The 21,055-nt window shown below is 45.8% G+C and carries 14 protein-coding genes; 12 read left to right on the top strand and 2 right to left on the bottom strand.

Translation table 11 applies throughout. The features are described from left to right. Nucleotides 1–18 precede the first annotated feature (18 nt). Together NST40_RS24495 and NST40_RS24490 are read left to right on the top strand one after the other, a co-directional pair. Nucleotides 19–774, top strand: a complete 756-nt coding sequence (locus NST40_RS24495; protein WP_076130395.1) for a tRNA threonylcarbamoyladenosine dehydratase — start codon at nucleotides 19–21, stop codon at nucleotides 772–774. A 239-nt stretch (nucleotides 775–1,013) separates the two neighbouring features. Beyond that, nucleotides 1,014–2,312, top strand: a complete 1,299-nt coding sequence (locus tag NST40_RS24490; RefSeq protein ID WP_342410082.1) for an NCS2 family permease — start codon at nucleotides 1,014–1,016, stop codon at nucleotides 2,310–2,312. On the opposite strand, the gene NST40_RS24485 is transcribed toward NST40_RS24490, so the two are convergent. Next, nucleotides 2,307–2,579, bottom strand: coding sequence for a hypothetical protein (locus NST40_RS24485; protein WP_342410081.1), 273 nt, complete (start codon nucleotides 2,577–2,579; stop codon nucleotides 2,307–2,309). The genes NST40_RS24490 and NST40_RS24485 overlap by 6 nt on opposite strands. Nucleotides 2,580–2,773: 194 nt before the next feature. Here NST40_RS24485 and NST40_RS24480 point away from each other — a divergent pair, with 194 nt between their 5' ends. The 10 genes from NST40_RS24480 to NST40_RS24435 all read left to right on the top strand — a co-directional run bounded on the left by NST40_RS24480 (nucleotide 2,774) and on the right by NST40_RS24435 (nucleotide 19,357). Further along, nucleotides 2,774–4,957 (top strand): UvrD-helicase domain-containing protein, encoded by a 2,184-nt coding sequence (locus NST40_RS24480; protein ID WP_076277221.1) that lies wholly within the window; start codon nucleotides 2,774–2,776, stop codon nucleotides 4,955–4,957. 391 nt (nucleotides 4,958–5,348) lie between these two features. Continuing rightward, nucleotides 5,349–5,630: a CD3324 family protein gene (locus NST40_RS24475; protein ID WP_076129667.1), complete on the top strand. Its 282-nt coding sequence runs from the start codon at nucleotides 5,349–5,351 to the stop codon at nucleotides 5,628–5,630. A gap of 295 nt (nucleotides 5,631–5,925) precedes the next feature. Continuing rightward, the gene (locus NST40_RS24470) at nucleotides 5,926–7,230 is read left to right on the top strand and encodes a replication-associated recombination protein A (RefSeq protein ID WP_076129668.1); all 1,305 of its coding nucleotides are present in this window, start codon (nucleotides 5,926–5,928) and stop codon (nucleotides 7,228–7,230) included. A 379-nt stretch (nucleotides 7,231–7,609) separates the two neighbouring features. Further along, nucleotides 7,610–8,626 carry an ABC transporter ATP-binding protein gene (locus NST40_RS24465; RefSeq protein WP_076129669.1) on the top strand — a complete coding sequence of 339 codons (1,017 nt, stop codon included), beginning with the start codon at nucleotides 7,610–7,612 and terminating at the stop codon, nucleotides 8,624–8,626. After that, the gene (locus NST40_RS24460; protein WP_036677615.1) at nucleotides 8,613–9,548 is read left to right on the top strand and encodes an ATP-binding cassette domain-containing protein; all 936 of its coding nucleotides are present in this window, start codon (nucleotides 8,613–8,615) and stop codon (nucleotides 9,546–9,548) included. The genes NST40_RS24465 and NST40_RS24460 overlap by 14 nt, the downstream gene beginning before the upstream one ends. 4 nt (nucleotides 9,549–9,552) lie before the next feature. After that, nucleotides 9,553–10,515 (top strand): oligopeptide ABC transporter permease, encoded by a 963-nt coding sequence (gene opp4B, locus NST40_RS24455; RefSeq protein WP_036677612.1) that lies wholly within the window; start codon nucleotides 9,553–9,555, stop codon nucleotides 10,513–10,515. 27 nt (nucleotides 10,516–10,542) lie between these two features. Then, a complete protein-coding gene (locus NST40_RS24450; protein WP_076129671.1) occupies nucleotides 10,543–11,448 on the top strand; it encodes an ABC transporter permease in 906 nt (301 codons plus the stop codon). Between the two features lie 19 nt (nucleotides 11,449–11,467). Further along, nucleotides 11,468–13,315: an oligopeptide ABC transporter substrate-binding protein gene (locus tag NST40_RS24445; RefSeq protein WP_076218485.1), complete on the top strand. Its 1,848-nt coding sequence runs from the start codon at nucleotides 11,468–11,470 to the stop codon at nucleotides 13,313–13,315. A 292-nt stretch (nucleotides 13,316–13,607) separates the two neighbouring features. Beyond that, complete coding sequence (locus tag NST40_RS24440) at nucleotides 13,608–16,340, top strand: glycoside hydrolase family 9 protein (RefSeq protein WP_342410080.1); 2,733 nt, start codon at nucleotides 13,608–13,610, stop codon at nucleotides 16,338–16,340. A gap of 32 nt (nucleotides 16,341–16,372) precedes the next feature. Then, nucleotides 16,373–19,357: a glycoside hydrolase family 48 protein gene (locus NST40_RS24435; protein WP_081387552.1), complete on the top strand. Its 2,985-nt coding sequence runs from the start codon at nucleotides 16,373–16,375 to the stop codon at nucleotides 19,355–19,357. Nucleotides 19,358–19,725: 368 nt separating this feature from the next. Here NST40_RS24435 and mnmA read toward each other — a convergent pair whose 3' ends face one another. After that, the gene (gene mnmA / locus NST40_RS24430) at nucleotides 19,726–20,847 is read right to left on the bottom strand and encodes a tRNA 2-thiouridine(34) synthase MnmA (RefSeq protein WP_076129704.1); all 1,122 of its coding nucleotides are present in this window, start codon (nucleotides 20,845–20,847) and stop codon (nucleotides 19,726–19,728) included. Nucleotides 20,848–21,055 lie beyond the last annotated feature (208 nt).

Below are 21,055 nucleotides of genomic sequence, written 5' to 3'. Positions count from 1 at the left end.
TTGAAGGAGGCTGACCTCATGCTGCATCAGTTCTCACGTACGGAACTGGCGATCGGACCGGAAGGTCTGGAGATTATGAAGAACAGCACAGTAGCGGTACTTGGTATCGGCGGTGTTGGCGGTATGGCTGTTGAGGCATTGGCTCGTAGCGGGATCGGCAGACTGATTCTGATTGATAAGGATTCCGTCGACATTACCAATGTGAATCGGCAGATCCACGCACTTACTACAACGGTTGGGCAAAAGAAGGCCGAACTGATGGTAGACCGTGTGAAGCTGATTAATCCGGAATGTGAAGCGATTGCGCTGAACATGTTCTATACGGAAGAAACCTATGAGGAACTGTTCAAGCTGAAACCGGATTATGTGATTGATGCCTCGGATACGATTATCTACAAGGTCCATTTGATTAAAGAATGTCTGGCACGTGGAATTCCTATGATCTCAAGCATGGGCGCTGCCAACAAAATGGATCCTACAAGATTCCAGGTAGCGGACATTTCCAAAACAACGTATGATCCGATTGCCCGGGTCATTCGCCAGAAGCTGCGTAAGGATGGGATTAAGAAAGGCGTGAAGGTGGTTTTCTCTACGGAGCCGCCAATGAAGCCGCGTCAGGATGTTACGGACAAGATTGTTCCGGAGAATGCGCCGGATCGACGTAAAGCGAAACAACCGCCAGCCAGCAATTCATTTGTTCCACCGGTAGCCGGCCTAATTATGGTCAGCGTTGCCGTGCGTGACTTGCTTGAGGCTGGAGGCGTCAGCTTGTAAGTGAATCGCTGAGCTGAGGCTGTTTCAATTATAGTTATAGGATTAGAGTAATGGACAAAAGGGCGAGTAGCTGGAATCCGGCTGCGTACGCCCTTTTGTTGTCCTTAAACAGGCGGGTTCTGCAAGAAGCAGGCCACAAATAGGCATAATAGCTGAACCGGGATGAACGGCTGATTATTAGATTTATAATCCGGGTAATATCCGCCTGCGGAACTTAATATCAGTGGAGGTTTTTGTACATGAAATCGAATTTTTGGCGAAATAGTGTGGGGCTTGCACCTGAGAATGACTGGAAACGGGAATGGGCTGCAGGGATTCTCTCCTATTTTGCTTCAGTTTATATTGTTATGGTGAATGCGACGATTCTCCATGACGCGGGGATGCCGCTTAGACCGGCAATGGTGGCCACACTGTTGACCGCAATTACCGGCTGTCTGCTGATGGCTTTTGGCGGGAAGACGCCTATCATCGTGGTTCCCGGGATGGGAATTAACGCATTTTTCACTTATACGCTTGTTCATTCCATGAAGCTGGACTGGAGAGAGGCGCTTACTGTAGTTGTTATAACAGGCGTGTTATTCGCTATTGTGGCCTTCACATCACTTTATCGTATTCTTAGTGAGGCAATTCCCCAAAACCTGCAGCATGCCATTACAGTCGGTATAGGGCTGTTTCTGACCTTTATAGGGCTGCAAAAGAGTGGGATAGTGATTGCCCATCAGACTACTTTTGTTGCCATAGGACATTTTAGTGATCCTGCAGTTATTACATCCTGTGTGACTTTATTGCTGGCTTTAGTGTTATTTATCCGGGGAACCAACGGCGGCCTGCTGATAAGTATGCTGGTTGGTACAGGACTAGCCTACCTGTTGGGAGCTGCACATACACCGGAAAAACAAGCTTCAGGGCATGTATTCTCAGGTTATGGCGGCTTATTTTTCGGAATGGACTGGAGCGGCATTGTGAGCCTGGTGTTCTGGATTGCTGTATTCCTGTTATTGTTAATCGTTGTATTTGAAAATATCGGTCTTGTAGCCTCGCAGACGATGATGGCAGGCCGTCCAGAACGCTTCAAAAGCAGCTTACGTGCGCTCTCGCTTGCTAATATCGCCGCGGGTCTTTTCGGAAGCAGTCCGGTCGTGGCCGCTGCAGAATCCAATGCAGGAATAGCTGCGGGCGGGCGTTCGGGTCTCACCTCGCTTGTAACAGGGCTTCTATTCGGGGCGACCTTCTTATTCCTGCCGCTGTTATCCTATATTCCTGACAGTGCGATTGCCCCGATTTTGATTGTGATCGGCGGGCTTATGGTACAGAATGTGCGTGAGATGGACTTGAGCGATTTGACCGAGCTGTTCCCGTCTTTTTTAATCATGGTTATGATTCCATTCACCTATAGCATCGTGGACGGTATGGCTTTTGGTTTTATTACCTACCCAATTGTGAAGCTGGCGCTGGGCAAAGGGAAGGAAGTGCCACCTGCGCTGTATGGAATTGCTGGTTTGTTTGTGGCTAACTTTATTTTGCAGGCTGTGCTATAGTGCGGCATCCAGTTTCTTTGATTGCGAGGGACCTGTTGTTGCACTCTTATTAGTTCTATTAGCCAGTGTTGAAATCAAAGAGGTAATTGCCGCTGTGCCGTTGATTGGGGCTAAATGCGTGGAAGCGTCGAAAACAAAGGTATAAATACCGTTGATTGGGGCTAAATGCGTGGAAGCGTCGAAAACAAAGGTATAAATACCGTTGATTGGAGCTAAATGCGTGTAGACGACGAAATCAAAGGCAAAAATGCCTTTGGTTTGTCCCAAACATACGGCGCTTGTGCATGCTAAGGTGCACCAAAGGGCTTTAGGTTGGAGAACAACTTATAAGTTTAGTCAAATCATTTGAAAGATTTGGTATTTAAGTGCTGATTGTGCTACAATGGGTATCCTTTTGCGTGAGAAATGGGCGTAGGAGCATGAAAATTTAAGCTCGATAAACTTTTAGGAGGTAACTGAAATTGGAAGACAACTTTCAAAGTGCCTATCAAGAGGAAGAAGACAGGCTGAATCAAGCGCTTACTGAAATTGACACTTTGCTGGAGAAGCTCCAGCAGACACCAGTGTACACGGGACATGACTATACGGAACAGGTGCTGGAAGCGAACCGTGATCAGAAGCGCAAAGATCTTGCCAAGCTTAGGCAGGAGCCTTATTTCGGACGGCTTGATTTTCAAGGCAATGATGAGAATGAACGGAAGGCACTCTATATAGGCAAAATCGGCGTAGACCGCGAGCAGGTAAGCGACCGTCCGCTAGTCATCGACTGGCGCGCACCGGTAGCAAGCCTGTTCTATTCGTTTACCGGCGGTACGGAGCCAGCCACCTATGAAGCTCCTGAGGGATTGATAGAGGGGCTGGTATACCTCAAACGCAACGTGGTGATTCGGAAGCAAATTCTGGAGCGGGTCGCGGATACGTACAATCGGGAAAGCGATGCACCGATTGTATCGGATGAGTTTCTCGTCTATCGACTTGGGGAGAACAAGGATAATCGTCTACGGGATATCGTATCGACCATTCAAGAGGAGCAGGACAAGATTATCCGTGCTGCCAAAAATACAGCGCTAATCATTCAGGGCGTGGCAGGAAGCGGTAAAACAACCGTTGCACTGCACAGGCTTGCTTTTCTGCTGTATCAATATAAGGATCAGGTTTCTGCGGAAAAAATGATCATTTTTGCACCAAACCGGATGTTTTTGGATTACATCTCGGATGTATTGCCTGAGCTCGGGGTAGGTAATATTGCTCAAAGTACATTTCCGGATTGGGCGGCTAATGTACTAGGACTGGAATTGCCGGAACAGGATGCGACAGAGACGATGAACCGCTGGTTCGAAACCCCTGGGGGCATGCCGGTAATTACAGAAGAGACACCAGGGCGCTTCAAAGGTTCCACGGTGCTGATGGGAATCATAGAGTCCAGCATTAAGCTATTGGAAAGCAGCTCTGTACCTGAGGGTGATTTTAGCCCGTGGGAGGGTACGGTGCTACGCCGTTCTATGATTTTGCGCTGGCATAATGAGGAGTATGCTCCCTATCCTCCAGCCAAGCGCAAGGAACGGGTAATGGCGCGGATTCATCGCTGGATTGAGATGGAACTGAAGAAGAGTCCGTCAGCTGCTGCTATGAAGGATCGCAAGAAAAAAGGCGCGCAGCGAGAGAAGGCTTATAGTGCCAAATGGCCTAAATATGATCCATTAACGATCTATAAGCAAATTTTCCGAGCAGCTAAACTTCCTGAGGATTGGCCGGTTGAACCGCCAGAGGAAATTCCGTCAGCTGTGTTGAAGGAAACGGCAAAAGAGCTGAAAAAAGGCATCATACGTGAAGAGGATTTACCTCCGCTGCTGTATATCCATTATCTTTTGAATGGTGATGAGGGCGTTACTCGCTTTGACCATGTAGTAATCGATGAGGCCCAGGATTTTTCACCTTTCCAAATTGCCGTTCTGGATTTATATGTGCGAGGCCATTCCTTTACGATCCTGGGTGATCTCTCGCAGGGCATACATGCCTATAAAGGCGTACACGCGTGGGAAGAGATGCAGACGTTGTTTGCCCCTGAGAACACGGCTTATCACGCGCTGACACGCAGCTATCGTTCTACTATGGAAATTATAGACTTCGCTAATGGAATTCTATCTTCAGGTGTGGAGAGCTCATTGCTGGCTGTTCCTGTGTTTCGTAGTGGAGATCCCGTGCGTATGATCGCCTATGGCGAGGATGCCGGGGAACTGGTGGCTGATGAGCAGGCTCGCTTGCGGACAATAACCTCTGCACTGAAGTCTCTGTCAGGAAGGGAATACCGTACGGTGGCTGTCCTAACAAGAAATCTTCATGAGGCTGCAGAACTATATGCGGAGCTGGCACAGCATTTTGAAGATATTCATCTGATTGATGGCAGTATGACACAATATCAGGGCGGGTTATCGGTGCTGCCTGTCTATTTATCAAAAGGTTTGGAGTTCGATGCGGTGATCTTAGCAGATGCCGATCAAGACCATTACGGAGCGACGGCTTGGGACGCGAAGCTGATGTATGTCGGCTGTACACGTGCTCTCCATGAGCTGTGGCTGCTCCATAATGGGGAAGTTCCTTCCTATGTGCAAACGGCGGCTGGAAGCGATTCTGAGGGAGAGTAAGACTGGTGGAGAATGGTTATAACTGTTCTTGGTCTTGTAACTCCCCCATAGGTATGGCTTAATAATAAGTGTCCGGCCGGGCAAGAACACTTCTGGAAGGAGGCTGATTGAAATGATTTCAGTATACGAGGTGGTTTCCGTTTAAGACGGAAACCTGCTTAAAGCGAGGAGGCCTTACGGCCTCCTTATTACTAACATAAGAAGTACCACACTTATCCATAAGAACGAAATTTATGAAATCGAATGTAGACGCTACCAAAAGGTTTTTATATAATGAAATTACGGATTTTTCCAAATATGAGGAGAAGAAAGGAGGCAGGTGACGTGATTATAACTAAAAACTTAGTTGACCGACGCATAGGGACACACCTGTTGAAGGAGGAAATGCAAGTTGAGTTATGTAAATGGGAAGGATGTGCTCCCCCCTGGCTTGCTCGAAGAGCTTCAGGGATACATCCAAGGTGAACTGCTCTACATCCCAAAGAAGACGGAAGAGCGGGTTCGATGGGGCGAGAACAGCGGTTCGAGGAAAGAAATAGCGAACCGGAACAAGGAAATTTTCAGTTGTCATCGAAGCGGTGATTCCGTAGCGGAACTTCAGAAGAAGTACCATCTATCGGAAGAAAGCATTCGTAAAATCATATCAAAAATGCGGCTGGCAGTAAATTGCTAGCTTGCAATTCAAGCATAAACGCCTCTGGTGTCCTTAGAAGGATGGTAAGCGTTATGCGAGAAATCATAAGGATAAAGTATAGCGTGAAACCTATACTTTCTTATATTTTGAAAAAAGAGCATGGCTCCCGCCTTTCTAAGACGAGATCATGCTCTTTTTATTTTGGCGCAAAATAAGTCTATGCTGATACTGTTACCTTGAACCGGCAGGACATCCTAATCCTTCCCTGTGATATGGTATGATAGAGAGGGATTTACATTGAGCTTTTACAAGAATATAGCAAGGAAGTGGAGTTATGGATTTATTTTCTTTCGGAGAGGACACTGGGGGCGGACGGCTGCTTGCGGACCGGATGAGACCGGAGAATCTTGATGAATATATTGGTCAAGAGCATATCATAGGTCGGGGGAAGCTGCTGCGAAGAGCGATTGAGGCGGATCAAGTCTCTTCGATTTTGCTCTATGGCCCCCCGGGATGCGGCAAGACGACACTCGCGCATATTATTTCTCATCACACGCAAGGAGAGTTCGTACGTCTGAATGCGGTGGAAGCTACCGTGAAGGATGTACGGGAGGTTATTGAGCGAGCTCAGAACAATCAAACATTGTACGGCACTAAGACGATCCTGTTCCTGGACGAGGTGCATCGATTTAATAGCTCACGCCAGGATGCGCTTTTGCCAGCAGTAGAAAAAGGGACTATTACCTTCATTGGAGCGACTACAGAGAACCCGTTCCATTATGTTAATGGGGCGCTTATGAGCCGCTCCACCTTATTTCAGCTGGAGGCATTAACGAGTGAACACAGCTTGATCGCAATGCGCAGAGCCTTGGCGGACAAAGAGAAAGGTCTTGGATTTATGGAGCTTCAGGTCGATGAGGAGGCATTGTTGCATATTGCAACAATGGCTAATGGAGACATCCGGCGGGCACTAAACGCGCTGGAGCTGGCAGCCCTGACTACCGCGCCGCAAGTTGATGGAAGTGTTCATATCACGCTGGAGGTGGCGGAGGAATCCATTCGGCGCCCCATTGTGAAGGCTGATGAATCTACGCAGTATGATGTGCTATCCGCTTTTCATAAAAGTATTCGCGGTTCCAGCGACGCCGCGTTGTTTTGGTTTCTGTATGCGGTAGAAAAGCTTGGAATGGACCCTATGACTTTTATTCGGCGCCTGATTGCAGCCAGCAGTGAGGATATCGGCTTGGCTAATCCCCAAGCTATGGTTCAAGCGGTGAGTGCGCTGGATGCGTATCGAAACAATGGTTGGCCAGAGGCGAAGCTGAACATTGCCCAAGCTATTCTTTTTGCAGTGGAAAGTCCGAAGTCTAATGCTGTGGTTATGGCTATTTCCAATGCAATGGCAAGTATGGATGAGATCAAATCAGCGGAGGTACCGCTGCATCTGCGTGATACGCACTATAAAGGTGCAACTGCGTTAGGGCATGAAGGATATCAATATCCGCACAATTTTCCAGGGCATTATGTGAAGCAAGAGTATTTGCCTAAGGAGATTTCTCAGCGTGTTTTTTATCAAGCTACTGAGCAAGGCAATGAGATTAAGATTCGTCATAATCAAAAGCTTCGGCGGGAGCAGTAAGCAGCTAGCGACTGTAATACCTTCCAATTTCATGCTGGAAAGCCAAAGATTTTAACTTTCAGTCGAACTAAATAATTCCCAAAAAAAGGCGGCCTAGAGCCGTTTTTTTGTTATCTACGTTACTTTTAATCACATCGATTGAAAATTTTTTATAGGAAAAGATTGATAATTTACCATAAGTTAATTAAAATGAACTACAAAGTTACGAGATGTTCATTTTTATTTCCGATTGAACTACTGGTAGTATTCTTAACAGTGTTAATTATCATCACATTGGTTATTTCAAAATGTTTCATGAAAATCAACACTATTTATATCAAAATTTACATAATATTTTCATTGTGTTAATTTTGAAATCCTTGTCGTTAGGGTGATGAATATGGGCGAAGAACTACTAGAAATCAAAAATTTGTCGACATCGTTCAGAATTGCAGACGACTATTATGCTGCGGTTGATGATGTTACCCTGTCTGTTCGCAAAAATGAAATTCTGGCTATCGTTGGAGAATCTGGTTCAGGAAAAAGTGCGCTCGCCTTTTCCATTATGGGGCTGCATACCAGAGCCAGAATTGACGGACAAATCAAATACAAGGGCCAGGATATCGTTACTATGTCTCCTGCTGCACTAAACAAGCTGCGCGGCCAAGAAATGTCTATGATTTTTCAAGATCCTTTATCCGCTTTAAACCCGCTAATGATCATCGGTTCACAGATTGAAGAAGTACTTATCCTACATGATTCCAAGCTTTCTAAGAAACAGCGAAAAGAGAAGGTCATTGATCTTTTGACCAAGGTTGGAATTTCCCGTCCCGAGCATACATATCAGCAGTACCCCCACGAATTATCCGGTGGCATGAGGCAGCGGGTGGTTATCGCCATTGCGATAGCCAATGGACCCAAGCTTTTGATCGCCGACGAGCCTACCACAGCACTAGATGTGACTATCCAATTACAAATCCTTGAACTTATTAAAAAATTAAAAAACGATATGGAAGCAGGCATTATCTTAATCACTCATGACTTAGGGGTTGTAAGCGAAATGGCTGACCGTGTTGCGGTGATGTATGCCGGACAAATCGTCGAAATCGCAGATATTTTTACGTTGACGTCTAATCCGAAACATCCATATACGAGATCCTTATTAAACTCCATTCCAACGGCAAAAGAAGAAAAATCCAGGTTGCATGTGATTCAGGGGATTGTTCCACCACTGCAAAACCTTCCGCGTAAGGGCTGCCGTTTCTCGGCACGGACACCTTGGATTCCTGAATCGGAGCATGAGGAGAACCCACAGCTGCATGAAGTCGCACCCGGACATTTCGTTCGCTGCACCTGTTATAACAATTTCCATTTCCCTGATACTAACGAGGAGGCAATCCACAATGGGACTTCTTGAGGTTAAAAATTTAGCAGTACATTTTCCGATCCACGGCGGTGTTTTTCGAAGGGAAGTTGGCGTAGTTAAGGCTGTCGATAATGTTAATTTTACCATTGAAGCTGGGCAAACCTATGGTCTGGTTGGTGAATCTGGTTCCGGAAAGACGACAACGGGTCGCGCGATTATAGGTCTTAATTCTATTACTAGCGGCAGCGTGATTTTTGAAGGGCAAGATTTGGCCTTGAGGGGTGTACGAAAGCAAAGAAATGTCCGCAAAGACATTCAGATGATCTTTCAGGATCCGTACTCTTCCTTAAATCCTAAGAAGCGTGTACTCGATATTATTGCAGAACCGTTGCGTAATTTCGAAAAAATGTCTCCAGGGGAAGAAAAACGCCGGGTGCAGGAATTGCTTTTACAAGTAGGCTTAAGTCCTGAGAACATCCTGAAATATCCGCATGAATTTTCTGGCGGCCAGCGGCAGCGGATCGGAATTGCCAGAGCAATTGCACTCAAGCCAAAACTTATTATTGCTGACGAGCCGGTATCTGCGCTAGATGTCTCAGTACAGGCACAGGTGCTTAACTTCATGCAGGACATTCAAAAAGAGTTGAATCTTACTTTTCTATTTATCAGTCATGATCTCGGGATCATCAGGCATATGTGCGATCACATAGGGATTATGTATAAAGGACGACATGTGGAGCAAGGGACTGCTAAAGATATTTTTGACAATCCTCAGCATATTTATACCAAACGACTCATTGCCGCCATTCCTGATATTGATCCGAAACAGAGAGAAAAGCAGACGGAATTCAGAAAATCAGTAAGCAAGGAATATGAACAAGCGCACCGGAATTATTTTGATGAAGAAGGCATGGCTTATCCATTAAAATCAATTTCCGAGACTCATCTGGTAGCCTTGCCTGAGAAAGGTTGAGAATATGTGGAAGATTATCGTTCGTAGAATTCTTATAATGATCCCTCAAGTAGTTCTATTAAGTATTCTTGTTTTTCTTATGGCGAAGGCGATGCCTGGTGACGCACTCTCAGGAATGCTCGATCCGAATATTGATCCGGCGGCCATTGATGCGATGAGAGAAAAGCTCGGTCTAAATGATCCATGGTACATCCAGTACTGGGATTGGATCACTAAAGCGATACAAGGGGATTTCGGCCAGTCCTTCCGTTTCAAAATGCCGGTCTCAGAGCTAATCGGACAACGCCTGATGAATACACTTTGGCTGGCCATTGTTACGCTGATTCTTACATACCTTATTGCTATCCCGCTTGGTATTACCAGCGGACGTTATAACGATTCGTGGCTGGATCGCTTGATAACTGGCTATACCTATATTGGATTTGCTGCACCGTTGTTTATTTTTGCACTTTTAATGGTATGGGTTTTCGGATTTCATTTTCATTGGTTTCCTACCAGCGGCAGTGTCAGTCCCGGGGAAGTTCCAGGTACACTAAGTCACTTCTGGAGTAAATTCTATCATCTGCTTCTGCCTGCGCTATCTATGGCGCTAATTGCAACGGTTGGGACCGTACAATATCTGAGAAATGAGATCATTGATACGAAGCAAAAAGATTTCATTCTCACTGCTAGAGCTAAAGGGGCTTCAGAGTCACGCGTATACAATCGTCATATTTTGAGAAACTCCTTGCTGCCGATCGCTGCATTTTTTGGATATGAGATCACTGGGCTAATTGGTGGTACGGTGTTCGTTGAAACGATCTTCAGCTATCCAGGAATGGGTTTGCTGTTTCTAAGTTCGATAACGATTCGGGATTTCAGCGTGGTAACAGCCCTCGTTCTTCTGTATGGGGTTGCTTCCATCGTCGGTGCGTTGTTATCAGACATTATTTTAAGTATCGTAGATCCTCGTATCCGGATTAAATAAGAAGATGAACACTTTGGGGTGAATGAAATGGCAAAGACGAGCGCAGAGATAGCTCTGCTGCAGGAAACTGATAAAAGTCCATCGGGCTTCAAAATTGTTTGGCGGGAGATGGTGCGGGATAAGCTGGCACTGGTCTCATTGATTTTCCTATTTACGATTATTGCTGCTGTATATGGGATCTCCTTATTTTTAGATCAGAAAGAAATTGTCACGGTTGACTTGTTCGCCCTATATGAGAAGCCTTCGGCTGTGCATTGGCTGGGGACTGATTATGGAGGACGGGATGTATTCGGTCAATTAATTATAGGAACACGAAATTCCATGTCTATTGCCTTTATGGTTACATTTTTTACGGGAATTATCGGTATTCTGGTAGGTTTAGTCTCAGGTTACTTTGGGGGAACGGTAGATAATGTCGCGATGCGTATTGTGGATTTCTTCATGATTCTACCTTTTCTAATGATTGTTATAGCTTTTGTCAGCGCAGTTCCTAAATACAATACGTTGACCTTCTCCTTTATCATGACAGCATTTCTTTGGATGGGGATTGCCAGGCTCATTCGTTCCAAGACATTACAAGAGAAGGAATTGGATTATGTTCAGGCATCTAAGACCCTAGGCTCCTCCAATCTAAAAATTATGTTTACGCAAGTTCTGCCGAACTTAAGCTCAATCATTATCGTAACAATGACCTTGAATCTGGCAGCTAATATTGGATTGGAATCAGGCCTATCCTTTCTAGGTTTTGGTTTTCCAGAAAGTACACCCAGTCTGGGTACTCTAGTAAGCTATGCGAGAAATCCGCAGACTCTTGAGTTCAGATGGTGGATCTGGTTACCCGCATCATTGCTGATCCTGGTATTGATGTTGAGTATAAATAATGTGGGTCAAGCGCTAAAACGTGCGACCGACGCAAGACAAAGAAAAGGATAATAAGGGAGGAAATGATTAAATGAGAAAAGCCATTCGTTCAAAAGCTTTACTAGTTTCATTAATGTTTGTAATGTTGTTCGCTCTTGCGGCCTGCGGCTCCAAGAACAACAACGAAGCGGCTGAATCAACAGCAGCTCCTAACGCCAGCGCACCTGCGGCAACCGCAGAAGCAACGGCCGCGCCTGAGGCAGAAGACGGACTTTATAACATTAAAGATTTCAGTAACGTTAAGACTAACCAAGGTGAAGCTATTGACGGAGGGACAATTACATTTGGACTTGTTTCCGATAGTCCATTTGAAGGCACTTTGAACTGGAACTTCTATTCTGGAGATCCAGATGCTCAAGTTCTGAACTGGTTTGATGAAGGTTTGTTAACTTGGGATAAAGACTATGTTTATACTAATGATGGTGCGGCTACTTATGAAGTTGCAGAAGATGGACGTACCTTTACCTTTACGATTCGCGACAATGTAAACTGGCAGGATGGTAAGCCAGTAACGGCTGAAGACTGGTTGTTCGCCCATGAAGTTATTGGTAATCCTGCTTATGATGGTCCTCGTTACGGTTCTGACTTCACTAATATTGAAGGCATGGATGAGTACCATTCCGGTAAGGCCAAGACCATATCCGGGATTAAAGTGCTGGGTGATAAGAAACTGCAAATTACTTATAAGCAATCTACACCTTCCTTGTTAACGGGTAGCGTATGGATTTATCCATTAGCCAAACATATCTTTGGCGGCATGGATGTTGCCAAAATCTCCTCTTCCCCTGAAGTCCGCCAAAAGCCAATTGGCTTCGGAGCTTTTAAAGTAGAGAGTATCGTTCCTGGTGAGTCTGTAGTATTTGTTAAGAATGAAGATTACTGGCGTGGAGCCCCTAAACTGGATAAAGTAATTTTGAAGGTTATCAACCCAACAACGATTGTACAAGAACTGAAATCTGGTGGAGTTGACTTGGTGGATTCCTTCCCTATTGATCAATTCCCTGATAATGCGAAGCTATCAAATGTTGAGTATCTCGGGGCTGTTGACCGTGCGTATACGTATATTGGATTTAAGCTTGGCAAATGGGATGCAACGAAAAAAGAGGTTGTTACCGATCCTAAAGCTAAAATGGCGGATGTGAATCTTCGTAAAGCAATGTGGGCTGCGGTTGACAATGATACTGTTGGTAAAAAGTTCTATAATGGTCTGCGTTGGAATGCGACTACCTTGATTCCACCGTCCCATCCAGAATTCCATGATACTACCAATCCGGGCGTAGCTTTTGATCCAGAAGCAGCTAAAAAGATCCTGGATGACGCTGGTTACAAATTAAACGGTGAATTTAGAACGAATCCAGATGGCAGCGAGCTGAAGATTAATTTCATTTCGATGACTGGTGGAGACATTGCTGAGCCGCTGGCTCAATATTATGTACAATCCTGGAAAGCGATTGGTCTGAATGTAACTTTGGAAATGGTAGAGTTTAATACCTTCTATGATCGTATAGGTCAAAATGGTGAGGATGATCCTACTGTTGATGTGTACCAAGGTGCTTGGGGGGTAGGGATTGACGTTGACCCATCAGGCCTGTACGGTAAAGATGCAATCTATAACTTCCCACGTTACTCCAGTGCAGAGAACGATCGTTTGCTCGCCGAAGGGATCTCTGAGGCTGCATTTGATGTAGACAAACGTAAAGAAATCTATAAAGAGTGGCAACAATTTATGGTTGATGAGATTCCAGTATTCCCAACACTTTATCGTGCTGTGATTGTGCCGGTTAATAACCGTGTGCTAAACTTTGCAATTGGTGATGGAACCGGACTCTATTATAACGACATTGCGGTTTCTGCAGATAAAGCTGCGGTGGCTCAGTAAGAGGGGATTAATGAACAGCAGTTCAAGGAGAAATCCTGAGCTGCTGTTTTTTATTTTCTGTTAAATTAACAATTATTCCTATATTTTGTGCATTATTTACTGTAAAAATATAGTGTTTTAATGAAAGATATGGTATATTTTGGGTGAGAGCGAAACTTTCGCTTAAATATAGCTCTTAGAGTGAGGTGAGTGGATGATCGCAATGACAGGTACCTGATTCAAGTGAGGGAGGTGTTACGGGACTGAGGTGTAATCTTTCTTGTGGCATTCACTGAAGAGAGGGGCAGTAGAAATGATCAAGAGGTATAGGAAACAAGGACTGGTGTTCAGTTTGTTGTTTACGCTTACATTTTGTTCAAATGCTGCATTTCAACCGGCGATAGCAGAGGCAGCGGCCGGAGACTACAACTATGCGGAGGTTCTACAAAAATCTATTTATTTCTACGAAACCCAGCGGTCTGGTGAATTGCCAGATAACAATCGGGTGGAATGGCGGGGCGATTCCGGTCTTTTGGACGGGGCGGATGTGGGACATGATCTGACTGGTGGTTGGTACGATGCCGGTGATCACGTTAAATTCGGTTTGCCTATGGCTTATTCTACAACGATGCTGGCATGGTCAGTTTATGAGTACAAGCAAGGATATGAGGGGTCTGGGCAGCTGGAGGAAATTTTAGACAATATTCGCTGGGCAACCGATTATTTTGTGAAAGCTCATACCGCTCCTAACGAGCTGTGGGGACAAGTTGGTAACGGAACAACCGATCATAATTGGTGGGGACCCGCAGAAGTCATGCAGATGCAGAGACCTTCCTACAAAATTGATGCCACTCATCCCGGATCAGATCTTGCCGCAGAAACAGCTGCAGCGTTAGCTTCAGCATCCATTATTTTCAGGGATACGGATGCCGTATACGCGGACAAGCTGCTGCTGCATGCTAAACAGCTTTACAATTTTGCAGACACTTATCGCGGCTCCTATTCCGACAGCATTACCGACGTCAAACAATATTATAATTCTTGGAGCGGTTACGCGGATGAATTGAGCTGGGGGGCTGTCTGGTTGTATTTGGCGACTAACGATCAGCAGTATCTCAATAAGGCTATTGCAGCAAGCGATCAATGGGGAACGAATCAGGCTGGAAACTGGGGGTATCAGTGGACACAGTCTTGGGACGACAAGCATTATGGCGCTCAATTACTGTTGGCACGAATCACCGGGCAGACCAAGTTCATTCAATCCACTGAACGGAATATGCAGTATTGGACGACTGGAGTGGGTGGAACAAGTGACCGTGTTGCCTATACACCTGGCGGACTAGCCCATCTGGATCAATGGGGCGCATTGCGTTATGCAGCCAATCAGGCTTTTATGGCCTTCGTTTACTCAGACTGGGTGAGCGATCCGGTGAAGAAAGATACAGCGCGCTCTTTCGCGGAGAGACAAATTACGTATATGCTTGGCGACAATCCACGAAACAGCAGTTATGTTATCGGTTTTGGTAATAATTCTCCTCAGCATCCCCATCATCGAACCTCACATGGATCATGGAATGATAGTCAGAGCGTTCCGGTAAATCATCGCCATGTCTTGTACGGAGCGCTAGTTGGAGGCCCGTCCAAAACAGACAGCTACACCGACTCCATTAACGATTATGTCTCGAATGAAGTTGCAACCGATTACAATGCTGCTTTTACAGGAGCTATTGCAAAAATGGTGCTGCTGCATGGACAAGGGCAACAGCCCCTTGCACAATTTCCGCCTGCAGAGACACGTGAAGATGAGATGTTTGTCGAAGCCTCTGTGAATGCTAGTGGCAGCAACTTTGTAGAGATTCGAGCATTGCTGAATAACCGTTCGGGCTGGCCGGCAAGGGCCAGTAAAGAGATGTCTTTTAACTATTATGTGGATCTTAGTGAAGCGATAGCGGCTGGTTATGGTCCTGAGGATATTACGGTTACAGCGGGAGGCTACAATCAGGGTGGAACGGTGTCTGCACTTCAGCCTTACGATGCAGCTAACCATATCTACTATACTAAGATCGATTTTACAGGTACTTTGATTTATCCGGGTGGACAATCTGCTCATCGTAAGGAGATTCAATTCCGAATTGCAGCTCCGCTGAACACTAACTTCTGGAATAATGCTAATGATTTTTCATTCCAAGGGGTGGCAGCTCAAGGAGTAACTCCTGTAAAAACAGCGAACATTCCGGTGTTTGATGCAGGTGTACACATGTATGGAGAACTTCCAGCGGGTGGCGGACAACCTGGAGAACCTCAAGTCCCTGCACGTCCGACAAATGTTCAGGCTGTAGCAGGTAATGGAACGGTCCATTTGACTTGGAATGCGATTAGCGGGATCAGTGAATATACCGTTAAACGCAGTGAAGTGAGTGGAGGCCCGTATACGGTGCTTGAGAATGTCACGGGAACGGATTACATGGATAGTGGACGGGTGAACGGAACCACTTATTATTATGTGATCACTGCCAAGAATGGTGTAGGGGAGAGCTTGCCATCTATACAGGTTAGTGCCAAACCCCAAGAACCGACACAGCCCACAACGGGAAATTTAAAGGTGCAATATCGTACGAATGATACGAATGCCAGTGATGGACAGCTGCGCCCTCAGTTCCGAATTATGAATACAGGAACTGAGTCTGTGGCACTTAGCGGCTTGAAGCTGCGTTATTATTTCACTGTGGATGGGGATAAACCACAACAGTTTCATTGTGATTATGCTGTAGTGGGCAGTGGTAATTTAAGCGGCAGTTTTGTTAAGCTGAATCCCGCCAGTACGGGCGCGGATTATTATCTGGAGATTTCTTTTGGTGCAGGGGCTGGAAGTATAGCGCCTGGTGGAGATAGCGGCGAGATTCAGGCTCGCACCAATAAGACGGACTGGACGGCTTATAATGAAACGGATGATTATTCCTACAGCGCGGTTCAGCAGACATTTGCCGATTGGAATAAGGTTACACTTTATCAAGGTGAAACACTTGTATGGGGCTTAGAACCATAAATATATCCAAGAGAGGGAGCTTGCCTAAGATGATGAAATTGAGCTTAATAAAGAAGCCTGTTTCTGTAATAATGGCCGCAGTCCTGTTTCTCTCACTCATGACCGGTCTATTTAATTTTAGACCTCAGACTGCTCACGCTTCAACTACGGAGCAGACGCGATTTCTGCAATTATATGCGCAGCTAAAAGACCCCGCAAATGGTTATTTCTCTGCCGAAGGAGTACCTTATCATGCGGTAGAGACCTTGATGAGTGAAGCCCCTGATTACGGACATATGACGACCTCAGAAGCTTACAGTTATTGGATGTGGCTTGAGGTACTCTATGGTTATCACACAGGGGACTGGACTAAGCTGGAATCCGCTTGGGACAACATGGAGAAGTATATCATCCCTATTAACGAAGGTGATGGCAAGGAAGAGCAGCCAACCATGAGTTATTACAATCCGAACAGCCCGGCTACGTATGCAGCGGAGCATGCTCAGCCGGATCAGTATCCAAGTCAGCTAGGTGGCCAGTATACAGCAGGTAAAGATCCGCTAGATGCTGAATTGAAGGCGACGTATGGCAACAACCAGACCTACTTGATGCACTGGCTGGTAGACGTGGACAACTGGTACGGCTTCGGCAACTTGCTGAATCCTACGCATACAGCCGCTTATGTGAATACATTCCAACGGGGTGAACAAGAGTCCGTTTGGGAGGCGGTCCCTCACCCTTCTCAAGATGACAAAACGTTCGGAAAAGCAAACGAAGGCTTCATGAGTCTGTTCACAAAAGAAGCTAACGTGCCTTCCGCTCAATGGCGTTACACAAATGCTACAGATGCCGATGCACGCGCAGTACAAGCAATGTACTGGGCTAAAGAGCTCGGCTACAACAATACAGTGTATTTGAATAAAGCTAAGAAAATGGGCGATTTCCTGCGTTACGGTATGTATGATAAATACTTCCAAAAAGTAGGAAGTGCTGCTACTGACGGCACCCCTGATGCCGGGACTGGCAAAGACTCTAATCAATATCTTCTGGCTTGGTATACCGCATGGGGCGGTGGACTTGGAGCTACAGGAAACTGGGCTTGGAGAATCGGTGCGAGCCATGCCCACCAAGGGTATCAGAATGTCGTGGCTGCCTACGCACTTTCTGATTCGGATGGTGGTCTGATTCCGTCATCAGCTACAGCTGGGCAGGATTGGGAAAACTCTCTGAAACGTCAATTGGAATTTTATACTTGGCTGCAGTCCTCTGAAGGGGCAATTGCCGGTGGAGCGACCAATAGTTATCAAGGCGCCTACAAGGCTTATCCAGCTGGAACCAGTACTTTTTATGGCATGGCCTATGACGAAGCTCCAGTCTACCACGATCCTCCATCCAATAACTGGTTCGGAATGCAGGCATGGAGTGTGGAGCGGGTAGCAGAGCTGTACTATATCCTCGCTTCTAACGGAGACACTACATCTGAAAACTTCCAAATGGCAAAACAAGTTATAGAAAATTGGGTAGATTGGTCTAAAGATTATGCCTTTGCCAACAAACGTCCAGTTACGGATGCTGAAGGTTACTATCTGAACAGCCAAGGAAATCGAATTCTTGGAGGCGCCAATCCGCAAGTGGCTACAGTCTCTGCACCAGGAGAATTCTGGATTCCAGGTAATGTGGAATGGACAGGACAACCTAATACTTGGAATGGCTTCAGTGGTTCTACTGCAAACAATAACCTGAAAGCCGTAACTAAGAGTCCAAGCCAAGATACAGGTGTACTGGGCAGCTATATTAAGGCACTTACCTTCTATGCGGCTGGCACCAAAGCTGAACATGGCAGCTACAGTACTCTGGGAGGAGAAGCTCAGGTACTGGCTAAATCTTTGTTAGACACGGCATGGGGTTATAACGATGGAATTGGTATTGCAACTACCGAAAGCCGTGCAGATTATTCTCGCTATTTCACTAAAGAAGTCTATTTCCCAAGCGGCTGGACAGGTACATTCGGCCAAGGAAATACAATCCCTGGTACATCAACAGTGCCTTCCGATCCTGCTAAAGGCGGAAATGGGGTATATGCAAGCTACACCGATATCCGTCCAAATATCGTAAATGACTCTAAGTGGCAATATCTGCTGGACAAATACAATACTTCTTTTAATAAAGTGACTAAAACATGGGACAATGGAGCCCCTGAATTTACCTACCATCGCTTCTGGTCGCAAGTAGATATGGCAACTGCTTATGCAGAATACGATCGATTGATCAACAGCAGCGTGCCTACGGAGCCAGTAGCTCCAAAAGCACCTTCCAAACCAAGTGCGGTCGCTGGTAACCAAGTTGTAGATCTTAGTTGGAACAACGTAACTGGAGCTACAAGCTATACTGTGAAAAGAGCTGCAACAACTGGTGGCCCTTACAGCGATGTGGCTGTTGTCACTCAAGCTACTTACAGTGACACTTCCGTGGTTAACGGTACGGATTATTACTATGTAGTTAGTGCTTCCAACGTGGTTGGAGAGAGCCCGAATTCGCCTGAGGTTCACGCCAAGCCTATGGATGTACCGATTCCGGCACAAGGAGATTTGGTGGTGAAGTACCGGACAAGTGATACCAATCCGGGAGATAATCAGTTCCGCCCGCAGCTGCAAATTGTTAACAATGGGGATACGGCTGTAGCGCTTAGCGATGTAAAGCTGCGGTATTATTACACGATTGATGGCGATAAACCTCAACAATTTAATGTTGACTATGCTAACATCGGTGGAAGTAATATACAGGGAACATTCGTGAAGGTAGACCCTGCCAAAACTGGAGCGGACTATTATTTAGAAATCTCCTTCGGCGCAGGTGCAGGCAGTCTTGCACCGGGAGCTAACACGGGTGATATCCAGATCCGGGTCAACAAAACGGACTGGAGCAATTACAACGAGGTTGGAGACTACTCTTATGATCCTACCAAAACATCGTACACGGAATGGAATCATGTGCCGTTGTACTTGAATGGTGCTCTAGCATGGGGACTTGAGCCTTAAAGTCTAAATGAGGGAAGCCCTAGCTATTTGGCTGGGGCTTTTTTTGTTATTGGCTGGTTAGCGACTGCACTTCGACTAATTGTGGCTTCATGTCCATTTTAATTGTATTTCCTACAACTAAAATAGGCTCTAGCCGCGTCAACGTAATTTAATTGCACTTCATACAACTATTTATCAGTATATGGATACTTATTAAGATATAAGCTCAGTTTAACTGTACAATGTGCAACTAAAACCCAAAAAGAAATAAAAAAGCACGAAATAGCTGTATTAAATACAACTATTTCGTGCTTTTGGTATGTTAGTTAGATATTGTGAGTTACTACGATTACTTGTAGATCAAGCTTTTATAGAAACTTGGGTTACATTCACACTTGTGCTGAAGGAACAACCTTCTCCGCGTATTCTATCGTTCCGCCGCCGAGACATTGCTCGCCGAGATAGAAGACAACGGCTTGACCAGGTGTGATCGCTTTTTGTGGAACATCAAAGGCTACATTTATCGTTCCATCTTCACGCGCTGTAAGGGTCACGCCTTGATCTGGCTGGCGATACCGGAATTTGGCGGTGCATTTCAGCGGTTCTTGCCCAAGCGCTTGACCGTCAATCCAGTTAACACCGGAAGCAATCAGGCTAGTGGAGTACAGGCTGTGGTGCTTGTCTCCTTGTACTACATAAAGAATGTTGCGGCTAAGATCTTTTTCAGCTACAAACCACGGTTCGCCGTTGCCAGAGCCACCAATACCAAGGCCTTGGCGTTGGCCTAACGTGTAATACATAAGTCCGTCGTGGCGGCCTTTGATCTCTCCAGTTACTATGTCAACCATATCGCCAGCTTGTGCCGGGAGATATTGGCTGAGGAATTCGCGGAAGTTGCGCTCGCCGATAAAGCAGACGCCTGTGCTATCTTTTTTCTTGGCAGTGTAAAGTCCTGCTTCTTCAGCAATTCTCCGCACTTCAGGTTTCGGCAGATGTCCAATAGGGAACATTGTTTTAGAGAGTTGATGTTGCCCCAGTGCATTCAGGAAATAGGTTTGATCCTTATTGTTGTCTACGCCGCGGAGCAGCTTGTACACACCATCTTCTTCTATAACACGTGCGTAATGTCCAGTTGCGACATAATCGGCACCAAGCTGAAGAGCTTTGTTCAAAAATTCTCCAAACTTAATCTCGCGGTTGCACATGACGTCAGGATTTGGCGTCCGGCCGGCCTTATATTCATCGAGAAAATAAGAAAATACCTTATCAAAGTATTCCTTCTCGAAATTAACGGTATAGTAAGGAATATCAATCTGCTCGCATACGCGGCGAACATCCTCTGCATCGCTTTCGGCCGTACATACTCCGAATTCGTCGGTATCGTCCCAGTTCTTCATGAAGATGCCGATGACGTCATAGCCCTGCTGCTTGAGCAGAAGCGCCGTGACGGAGGAATCGACCCCTCCGGACATGCCGACGACGACACGGGTGTCTTGTTTTGCTTTTGTCATCGTAATCACCATTTCTGTACCCAAAATACCGGTCATTCATGGAACACCCGGCTCAAAATGTATTATAACATACCTGTCTACTCTAAACCTCTGAAATAAGAGACTGGAAACAACAAAATGTCCACCTGGGGTGAACATTCTCGTAAAATGTTTTGTTTTCCATTTCATTTGTGACTTCGGATATGATAACATAAACTGAGAGTAATTA

This window comes from Paenibacillus sp. FSL R10-2778 (assembly GCF_038593035.1).
GTDB classification, from domain to species: Bacteria; Bacillota; Bacilli; order Paenibacillales; family Paenibacillaceae; genus Paenibacillus_AQ; species Paenibacillus_AQ odorifer.
The sequence above is the reverse complement of the archived record's forward strand: the minus strand, read 5'-3'. Positions and strand labels throughout refer to the sequence as shown.